Source organism: Sporosarcina sp. NPDC096371 (assembly GCF_044762865.1).
Taxonomy (GTDB): Bacteria; Bacillota; Bacilli; order Bacillales_A; family Planococcaceae; genus Sporosarcina.
The window spans coordinates 57866-68587 of sequence record NZ_JBIWFE010000012.1 but is presented as its reverse complement, the minus strand read 5'-3'; the positions used below and the strand labels follow the sequence as shown (position 1 = coordinate 68587).

Below are 10722 nucleotides of genomic sequence, written 5' to 3'. Positions count from 1 at the left end.
CCGCCAGCGTTCGTCCTGAGCCAGGATCAAACTCTCCATAATAGAAGAAAATGAATAGCTCATTTCTTGCTGGCATTAAATTAATAATGTCATGTGTGTTTCTGTTCATCCGACGGAAATCGTTTTACTTAGAAACGTTTTGCTCAAGTGCGCTTGGCACCTTCGCTATATTTCGTTGACGTTTTGCTGTTCAGTTTTCAAGGTTCATTTTGTGTAACTCGCTGTCGTTTTTTGTCGTTCTCGTTGACTGCTTAGTAAATATAACATCCTTAAAAAAGAATGTCAACACTTTCGTAAAACTTTTATTAATAATTGTTAAACTCCTAGTCTAATCATCCATTTAATCAAATGAAAAACGGTTCCCACAACAACCATGGGAACCGTTCCTACTATAAGATATCATTCACTTAATAAAGATAAAGTACAAGATGAAGATTACCCATAGTCCATACATGATCGGATGAACGTCTTTCTTATGACCGCTCAAGATCATCGTAATTGGATAGAATATAAATCCAATGGCAATCCCTGTCGCGATGCTGTAAGTAAGAGGCATTGCGATAATCGTAAAGAAAGCCGGAACTGCAATTTCAAACCTTGTCCATTCAATATTCCCTAACGTCGAAACCATCAGTACCCCGACAATAATCAACGCGGGTGCAGTCACTTCAGAAGTAATGACAAACAATAACGGTGAAAAGAACAAAGCAAGTAGAAATAGAAGCCCCGTTACAATAGAAGCAAATCCCGTTCTTGCTCCCGCCGCAACTCCTGCAGTTGATTCAATGTAGGAAGTCGTTGTCGAAGTCCCAAAAACAGCCCCCGTTACAGTTGCCAATGAATCTGAAAGAAGCGCTTTGCCAGCTCGTGGCAACTTATCATCTTTCATAAGTCCCGCCTGATTTGCGACTGCGACAAGTGTACCCGCCGTGTCAAAGAAGTCCACAAACAAGAATGTAATGACAATAACAAGAAATTGAGTTGTAAACAATGAAGCCGGATCTTGGAATATCGCATCGAATGCCGCGCCAAATGTAGGTGCCACGCTTGGCACTTTTGCGACAATTTTTTCAGGCAAATCAATTAAACCCGCAATAATTCCTACAATAGTTGTTGTGATCATGCCATAAAAGATTGCGCCTTTGAGTTTACGTACCATCATAATAACAGTAATGACGAGACCAAATATAGCGAGTAAAGTTGGACCACTCGAAAGATCCCCAAGAGTTACTAGCGTATTTGGATCAGCAACAATAATTTTTGCATTTTGAAGTCCAAGGAATGTGATAAAAAGACCAATTCCAGCGCCCACTGCAAATTTAAGCTGCGTAGGGATGGCATTAATAATAATCTCACGTAAGCCTGTGAGCGATAGAATAATAAAAATAAGCCCTGAACATAATACGCCCGTTAATGCTGTTTGCCATGGAATACCTAGTCCTAATACAACAGAAAAGGCGAAAAAGGCGTTCAGCCCCATTCCCGGTGCTAGTCCAATCGGATACCTAGCAATAACCCCCATAAATAGTGAGCCTACAGCCGCTGCAAGGGCAGTTGCAACGAATACAGCACCTTTATCCATACGCATTTCGTCCGGCAAATCCGGAATAGCATCCAACGACAACATTAATGGATTGACGACAAGGATATATGCCATAGCTAGAAATGTTGTCATCCCTCCGATAATTTCACGGCGATAGTTCGTGCCTAACTTATCGAACTCAAAGTATTTTTTCATTTCAACCGTCCTCTGAATAAGTTTTTTAAAATAAAAAAAGAAGCATACGTTATTACATCGTATACTTCCCAATTACAAAACCAAATAGAAGGGGGTATCCCCTTCTATCTGATCGTAGTCGAAACATTTAAGGTGTTTCGGTAGAAACTTCCGGGCCATATCCCCAGAATTATACGTTAATCTTTATTTTTATTCCCACTCAATTGTGCCACCTGGCTTTGGAGACAGGTCATAGCATACGCGGTTTACATTTTCTACTTCGTTAATGATGCGGTCAGTGATTTTTAGAAGAATTGGCCAATCGATTTGTTCCACTGTCGCTGTCATCGCATCTACTGTGTTGACGGCACGAATAATGACTGGATATTCATACGTACGCTCGTTGTTGCTTACACCGACAGATTTGAAGTTCGGAACAATCGTAAAGTATTGCCAAACCTTCTGATCCAATCCTGCGAGTGCAAATTCTTCGCGCAAAATAGCATCTGATTCGCGTACTGCTTCAAGACGTACTGGCTCAATCTCTCCTAAAACACGTACCCCTAGACCAGGCCCTGGGAATGGTTGACGATAAACCATGTCATGTGGAAGACCTAACTCAACACCACATGCACGTACTTCATCTTTGAATAACTGGAATAATGGTTCCACTAACTTAAATTGCAAGTCTTCTGGAAGTCCCCCAACATTATGGTGAGATTTTACGACTTTATGTGTTTTCGTACCCGATTCAACGATATCTGGATAGATTGTCCCTTGTGCTAAGAAATCAATTCCTTCAAGTTTTCGTGCTTCTTCTTCAAATACGCGAATAAATTCATTACCGATAATTTTGCGTTTTTCTTCTGGCTCGTCTACACCTTTTAGCTTGCCTAAGAAACGCTCGCTTGCATCCACGTAAACAAGGTTATCTTCAAGGTCTTTTTCGAACATTTTTATAACGCCCTCAGACTCATTTTTACGCATTAAACCGTGATTTACGTGCACGCAAACTAATTGCTTGCCAATTGCCTTAATTAGCAATGCAGCAACGACAGACGAATCAACACCGCCTGAAAGAGCCAGCAGTACTTTTTTGTCGCCCACTTGCTCGCGAACTAAAGCAACTTGGTCTTCAATGAAGTTTTTCATATTCCAATTAGCTTCCGCTTTACAAGTATTGAAAACGAAATCTTTTAGCAATGCTTTCGTTTCTTCTTCACTTGACCATTGCTCAAGAGTTTTAAGTGCTTTCGTAGATGGGTGACCCACACTAATTACCGGGATATTTAAAGCGTAAATTTCATCTAATACATCAATCGCTTCGCCATCAACGATATTATTTTTACCACCATTTAAAATGATCCCTTTTACCGTTTTTAACTCTTCAATATTTTGGGCCGTAATATCATGAGGGTGAATCTCACTATATACGCCTAAATCACGAATCCAACGGGCTATTGTCGTATTCTCACTACTACCTAAATCCAATACTAAAATATTGTCCTGCTTCATGATGAAACAACCTCCCTTTAATCCTATTATTTTAGCCTTTTCCAGCTGTTTTACCAATTGATTTTTTCATCGTGTAACATTACTGTATTTCGGACATCCCACAAGGTCCTTTCAAATAGAGAAAGACGCGACAGAAAGAACTTCTTTCCGCGCGTCTCATCATCTACAAAAAGCGAAAACAGCCCAAATTATGAGCTGAATCCGCCTACATAGTCAAGTCATTTACGGCAACTTGGTAGAAACATCCGAACCATATTATCGGACATATATGAGGGCACCTGGGGTTATTCTTTCTTTAATTCTACTTCTATATCCGCCAAAAATCAACCCGAAGTCCTATTGATTAAATCTTCCCACACTTCACGCAAAACCGCCCACTCATGATCGATTGTATTCCCACCATACAAACCTTTTTCATAAGCAGTAGTCAGCTTCCTCATTCCATCTCCGCCAAAATAGTCATCTACAGTCATTGCATAATCAGATAATGTCATACCAACCGCACGCTTCAATCCGAATCGATCAAGCTGCTTCAACAAACTCTTATACTGTTTGTCGAATGTATTCCAGTCTGCCTTTCCTGATCGATTTGCATAAATCAACACGCGCGGCAGCCATTTTACCCTCACCACGAATAATCTCCACGCAATCGATACCAGAACAGTTATAGCCACAACAACTATCCAGAGATTCTTTTTCAGCCATGAACCAACTGAACTAAAGTATTTACCCAAATCAAAATCTTTTTCGACTTTAGTAGGCGTCTTTTTTTGTTCTGGCTTTGGTTGTTCTGGCTTCTTAACTTCAGGTACTTCCGGCTCAGCCCGTTCCACTTCTACATCATAGGTAACATCAGATATCCCGTTAAATCCAATCGTCGGCTCAAAAGGCATCCAACCAATTCCCGGCATATATGCTTCAACCCATGAATGTGCTTCATTATTCGTAACCTGGAAAACCCATTCACCTTCATCATTTAAAATAGACTTCCCTGGGGCAAATCCCTTTACCCAACGGGCTGGAATATCAAGCGCACGTAACATGACAACCATAGATGTTGAAAAGTTGTCGCAGTAGCCACTTTTCGTATCGAAAAGGAACTGATCAACATAATCATCACCCGATTTTGGTATGGCCACATCCTGCTGTGTATAAACAAAACCGTTTTTTCCGAAGTACTTCTCAATTTCCTTCGTCTTTTCGTAGACGCTTTCCTTCTGCGCAGTGATTGTTGCTGCCAATTCTTTCACACGCTGTGGAAGCTCCTTCGGCAACTGTAAATAGGGCGTGAAATCTTCATTTTCAGTAGCATAATCCGTCATCCTAGTAGCCTTTAACGCCGCTAAACTATATTCCGGCTCCCTAAACTCAATTTCGTATGAGCTAAGTGAACCTTCGCTTCCTCCGCGAAGTGTACTATACTTCCCAGACATCTCCGAATGTAGAAAAAGAACATCACTCGTCGCAAATACTTTGTTTAGTCCATAGGGATATAGGATGAAGGGAAAAGGTTCTACTACTTGAAATTCGGCAAGCCTTGGCGGTTTGCCCAACCTTTCGGGCTCCCCCAGCTCTTCTCCCGGCGGAAAAGCCTTCTGGTTGTTACTTGGGGGTACTTGCTCCCAGCCTTTTGACGTATACGTATTCTTCGTTTCAATTTTCCAATATTGCCTAGTGGGCACTTTCACCTCAAAAACAACCGTATCATCCGGCATGAATCCTCCCCCAAGGGCGGAATCATCCGTGTCATACCCGCTTTTCGCAATGCCAGTACCACTACCACCTACTCCATTTCCTTGAACAATCGATTTAAAATAGGGGACCGGATCCGACCAAACGGGTCCTTGTTTTGGAAGGACGTTCGCAAAAGTCCCACTCAGTACCACCACAAAAAGAAGTGGTAATGAGATCGAAACGAATGCACCTATCGAAATCGGCTTGTTATGCCTTTCTGTAAGCTTAGAAATGAAAAGAAGACCTAGAAGTAATAATCCAGATACCATAATCCTGAAAATAGAATCTGCCGCCGAATACGGACTAAACGTATCAATCGTTGCAATAAATATAACTGTCATCATATAAAAAAGTAGAATACTTTTCCTTACCTCTATCCAGTGACGGATCAGATAGGTTGTCATCCATAATAGAATAAAGAATAATACGGTTTTCAATGGGTTCGTAATATTATCCCAATCCGAACCGATGATGATCGGCACGTTTGACGTAAAATCTTTGAATACGTACAGAATTGTTTCCTTTGAGAATAGTACTTTATCTAAATAAATATAGTGGATAACCCACAAGATATAGATAATTTTTATCGGTGCAGTTATCCACCACTTCGCACCCACCAGCGCCATTAAAAAAGATATGGCAGCAAACAGTAGGAATAATCCCAGATAATTCGTATCAGTCAATTCCATCACAGGGATAAGCCATTCCCGTAAAAGAACAAATCCAAGTACATATAAAAGTACTAAAAGTCGCCTGTCTATTCGTTTTCCAGTCATCGGCCTGCCACCTCTTTGAAAGCTTCCCTAAACTGTTCTTTTCCTAGTACATGCACGATAACTCCCTTTGACCTGGCCAATCGAATATCTTCCTCGATGGCGCTAGGTGTCGGTTCATCTCCTTTTATAACAACAAAGCAAATAATAGATCTAGCATTTTTGGTGCCGCGTAGCAATGACTTCATAAAAGACCAATCAGGCTTTCCAGTGACAAGGACAATACTGCCACCATGCTGAAATCCCGTTCCAAAATCCGATGACGTCGCCGTTTTATCTTTCTCAGTAGGCTTTATTTTTGCAAGGTGAACAAGTGCTTGATGCTGTTGCTCTTCAGACTGGATCATAGGAAATAAAGAAGATTCAGAACCTGTCGTCATTAACGCAAGTCCTGCTTGATGACTAGAAGCTTCTTTCATAATTGAAGCAGTCAATTCCACTTGCTCCTCAAACGTTCCGGTTACCCTACCATCTAATATGAGAAATAACTCTTGTGACCGTCTGTCCTCAAACTCTTTCGTCATCAAAGTCTGCGTTCGTGCAAATGACTTCCAATGAATCCACGTCACCCGATCTCCAGGCTGATACCCCCGAACCCCGGTTGCCATCGTTGTATCTTTGACAATGTTTAGAAGGGAAGCCTGCGTTCCACGATCATATTGCGTATCAAACGGAACATAATCGAGATCCATCATTTTCGGAAATACAAGAATTGTATCCTTCGCATCTATGAATTTCGTCTTACGGAGCCAACCAAAAAAATCCGACACTTCAACGACTACACCTTGTAGGACATGCTCTCCCCTTGGCAACTGTTCAATTTCATATTGCCATTCCTTTTCTTTACGAAATCCAAAAATGAACAGCTTTTTTAATCGGACATCTACCATCGAATCCCTCTTGTCATCTGCCCATTTCTCACTCACCACGGTATATAATAATGGAAAACGACTTTTTCGCTTCACTAACAGTGTCACCAGAAATTTGCCACCATTTCGGTTACTTACTGTTTGGATTGACCGTTTCACCTTAATCTCCGTAAGTGGATAGAAAAATAACAAAGTAGAATACATGACGAATGGTAATAAACTATAAAAAATGGTCCAACTAACCTTGCCCCCCTGAAACATCGCAAAAACAAATGTCAATGCCAGGACACACAGGACAAAAAGAAATCGTCCAAAAATGTCGAGCACTTTTCTGACCTTTCTCATTTCAGACGGACTCCATCCACTGGCACACGTACCTTCGTTAGAATCCGATCCACAATTTCCTTTGTAGAAATCCCCTCATATTTAGCCTCTGGTTTCAAAATCATTCGGTGGCCAAAGACGAACTGCGAAAGGTATTGGACATCATCTGGCGTGACATACGCCCTGCCTTTTAGTAATGCGTAGGCTTGGCTTGCCTTCATAAGCGCCAACGAACCACGTGGACTTACGCCAAGATAGACATAAGGGTGGTTGCGTGTCTCCGATGCACAATTAATAATATACGTTTTAATCGTTTCGTTGACAGCCACCTCCTTTACAGCCTTTTGTAACACTTTTAAATCGTCAAGCGAAATAACCATTTCTAGCTTGTCGATAGGCACTTCTTTTTCAGCGCGACTCAGGATTTCTGCTTCCTCTAACTTCGTCGGATAGCCCATTTTCAATTTGAATAAAAAACGATCCAATTGCGCTTCTGGCAAGGGATATGTCCCTTCATACTCAATCGGGTTTTGCGTGGCCATAACAAAAAACGGTTGAGGAATTCGCATCGTTTCACCGTCAATCGTCACGGAGGATTCTTCCATTCCTTCTAATAATGCCGCTTGTGTTTTTGGTGATGTACGATTAATCTCATCTGCAAGAACAATATTGCCCATAATCGGTCCTGGTCTAAATTCAAATTCCATCGCCTTAGGGTTGTAAATTGAAACACCAAGAACATCAGAAGGAAGTAAATCCGGCGTGAATTGGATTCGTTTGAAATCCGCCCCTATCGATCTTGCCAGCGCCTTGACCATCATTGTTTTTCCAACGCCTGGTACATCCTCAAGTAAGACATGTCCACCCGCAAGCAGCGCAGTAACACTCAACTCGGCGATATCTCGTTTCCCAATCATAACTTTTTCAATATTCGTCAAGACCTTCTCAATCGTTTCATTATAAGTCATAGCAAATCCCCCAATTGTATACCACATTCACTTTATCCGAAAATTAACAAAATATAACTTCATCATACAGGATATCCGATTTCCATACAACTTAAGCGCTAAAGAACAAAACCTCTGGAGCCTAGACGTCACAGCTCGAGATTTTATAATTTCCTAAGCAACAACAAAAGGACCCCCAAAGGAGTCCTTCATCATCTTATTTCCAAAAATCATCAAAAACCGTGATAGGCATATGTCGTTTGTGTTGCGAGCGTAAAAAATGATTTTCAACTTTTTCACGAGGCTCTTGCGGAATTTCTTTGCCTTCAAGGTAATCATCAAGATGATCATACGTAACCCCTAGCGCAACTTCATCCGGAAGCGCCGGCTTCTCTTCTTCCAAGTCCGCAGTCGGTACTTTTAAATAGAGATGTGCCGGACAACCGAGCTCTTTTAGTAATTCTTTCCCTTGCCGCTTGTTCAATCTAAAGATCGGCATCAGGTCAGCGCCACCATCTCCAAACTTCGTATAGAATCCGGTAATTGCCTCTGCCGCATGATCCGTTCCAAGTACGACACAGTTATGCATAGCCGCGACAGAATATTGAACCTTCATCCGTTCTCGCGCCTTTTCATTCCCCTTGGAATAATCGGTTAGCGTTATACCAGCCGCCTTCAACGAACGCTCACTAGCATCGACCGCTTCTTTAATATTCACCGTATAGATCTTTGTTGGTCCGATAAAATCGAGAGCATCCTGACAATCATCCTCATCAAACTGCGTTCCGTACGGCAGTCGAATCGCAATGAATCGATAACGATCTGTTCCGTCTTCACTGTTTAACTCATCGATTGCCAACTGTGCAAGTTTACCGACCAATGTCGAATCCTGCCCGCCTGAAATGCCTAATACGAAACCGTTTAAAAACGAATTTTTTCTGGCATAAGCTTTCATGAAGTCAACTGACTTACGAATCTCTTCTCGAGGATCAATGACGGGTTGTACTTTCAATTCAGCAATGATTTTTTCTTGTAGTGTCACCACTGTCTACCTCCCCACTTATTCATCAAAGGTTTGGGCCCTTCTACTAAAGAGAAATGGGCGACTACTGCTGATTGAAGCTAAAGTCCTCCACCATTTCCTGAACTTCCTGGATGTTGCACATTTTGTTATCCCAACATTTTTGGCTTAAATCGACAGGATATTCCTCAGGATTCAACGAGCGTTTATATTCATCCCATAGTAAATCTAAATTCTCTTTCGCATAATCACGCATCTGCAATAGTGGTGGGTTCTCATAGATCACCTGCCCAGTTTCAACGACCTTCACATGCAAATTTCTTGCTTCAAAGTTCGTCACAAACTTAGATACAAATGTGTGAACAGGATGGAACATTTTAAGGCGCTTTTCAGCTGCAGGATCCTCATCATACATCGTAATGTAATCCCCTTCAGCCTTGCCATTTTCCAAGTCAATAATGCGGTACAGTTTTTTCCGGCCAGGTGTTGTCACTTTTTCCGTTGTCGATGAAATCTTAATCGTATCGACCATTTCGCCTGTCTCGTTCTCAATGGAAACGATCTTATATACTGCGCCTAGTGCCGGCTGATCATAAGCAGTGATGAGTTTTGTACCTATCCCCCACACATCTACCTTTGCGCCTTGCGCTTTCAAGTTAAGAATTGTATATTCGTCCAAATCATTTGACACGACAACTTTTGCATCTGGGAATCCAGCCTCATCTAACATGCGGCGCGCTTCCTTCGATAAAAACGAAATATCGCCGCTATCCAGACGTATACCAATGAAATTGATTTGATCGCCAAGTTCTTTCGCCACTTGAATCGCTGTCGGAATCCCAATCTTCAACGTATTATAAGTATCAACGAGGAAAACGCAGTCCTTATGACGCTTCGCATAGGAATGAAACGCCTCGTACTCACTCTTATAAGCTTGTACCATTGAATGGGCGTGCGTACCTGACAATGGAATATCGAATCTTTTCCCTGCACGAACATTACTTGTCGCTTCAATGCCACCAATAATGGATGCGCGTGCACCCCAAATCGCTGCATCCATCTCATGCGCACGGCGTGTCCCAAATTCCATGACGACTTCATCTTTCACAACTTGTTTAATGCGGCTCGCTTTTGTTGCAATCAGCGTTTGATAGTTAACAATATTTAAAAGGGCTGTCTCAATTAACTGCGCTTGGATTAACGGTGCTTCAATTCGAATGATGGGTTCGTTAGCAAAAACGAGTTCGCCTTCTACCATTGAATAGACATCTCCCGTAAAACGTAAATCCTTCAAGTAATCAATAAAATCCTCTCCATAGCCAAGCTCATCCCGTAAATAGGCCAAATCGCTTTCACTAAAGTGAAGATTCCTCAAAAAGTCAAGAATCCTTTCAAGCCCTGCAAACACCGCATAACCATTACCAAACGGTAAGCTCCTGAAAAATAATTCAAACACGGATTTACGATTATGAATACCATCCGCCCAGTATGATTCCGCCATATTGATTTGATAAAGGTCCGTATGTAAAGCCAAACTGTCATCTGCATATTTTGAACTCATAACAATCTCCTTCTTCCAATTACTTAGGTACCCATAGTATACACCATTTACGCGAAATTCGAGCTTCTATAGCATGAAACGACATTTTAAGGTGCTCACAAAAAAAGGAGTGAATCATCACACACAGGTCCGAACAAAACGAAAGCATTCCAAGTGACAGATAAACTTATCATTTCAACATCTATGGCTTGTAATATTAACCCCGGGGGTTGATACTATCATTAGAGGATTTACGACATAATTTTCACTCAAAATAAATAA

7 protein-coding genes and 2 riboswitches are annotated in these 10722 nt (G+C 41.6%); all 7 genes read right to left on the bottom strand.

The window, feature by feature from the left end:
• Window positions 1-403: 403 nt before the first annotated feature.
• Window positions 404-1738: an NCS2 family permease gene (locus ACIQ0H_RS20735; protein WP_403419066.1), complete on the bottom strand. Its 1335-nt coding sequence runs from the start codon at window positions 1736-1738 to the stop codon at window positions 404-406.
• A gap of 95 nt (window positions 1739-1833) precedes the next feature.
• Window positions 1834-1935, bottom strand: a riboswitch (purine riboswitch).
• Window positions 1928-3232, bottom strand: coding sequence for a glutamine-hydrolyzing GMP synthase (gene guaA / locus ACIQ0H_RS20730; RefSeq protein WP_403419064.1), 1305 nt, complete (start codon window positions 3230-3232; stop codon window positions 1928-1930). It overlaps the preceding riboswitch by 8 nt.
• Before the next feature lie 190 nt (window positions 3233-3422).
• Window positions 3423-3524: riboswitch (purine riboswitch) on the bottom strand.
• Between the two features lie 31 nt (window positions 3525-3555).
• On the bottom strand, window positions 3556-5742 hold the full coding sequence (locus tag ACIQ0H_RS20725) for a transglutaminaseTgpA domain-containing protein (protein WP_403419062.1): 2187 nt from the start codon (window positions 5740-5742) through the stop codon (window positions 3556-3558).
• The gene (locus tag ACIQ0H_RS20720; RefSeq protein ID WP_403419060.1) at window positions 5739-6953 is read right to left on the bottom strand and encodes a DUF58 domain-containing protein; all 1215 of its coding nucleotides are present in this window, start codon (window positions 6951-6953) and stop codon (window positions 5739-5741) included. The genes ACIQ0H_RS20725 and ACIQ0H_RS20720 overlap by 4 nt, the downstream gene beginning before the upstream one ends.
• Complete coding sequence (locus ACIQ0H_RS20715) at window positions 6950-7900, bottom strand: AAA family ATPase (RefSeq protein WP_403419058.1); 951 nt, start codon at window positions 7898-7900, stop codon at window positions 6950-6952. Before ACIQ0H_RS20715 ends, ACIQ0H_RS20720 begins: the two co-directional genes overlap by 4 nt.
• 196 nt (window positions 7901-8096) lie before the next feature.
• A complete protein-coding gene (nadE, locus tag ACIQ0H_RS20710; RefSeq protein ID WP_403419056.1) occupies window positions 8097-8921 on the bottom strand; it encodes an ammonia-dependent NAD(+) synthetase in 825 nt (274 codons plus the stop codon).
• Between the two features lie 64 nt (window positions 8922-8985).
• Window positions 8986-10461 carry a nicotinate phosphoribosyltransferase gene (locus ACIQ0H_RS20705; protein ID WP_403419054.1) on the bottom strand — a complete coding sequence of 492 codons (1476 nt, stop codon included), beginning with the start codon at window positions 10459-10461 and terminating at the stop codon, window positions 8986-8988.
• Between the last annotated feature and the right edge of the window lie 261 nt (window positions 10462-10722).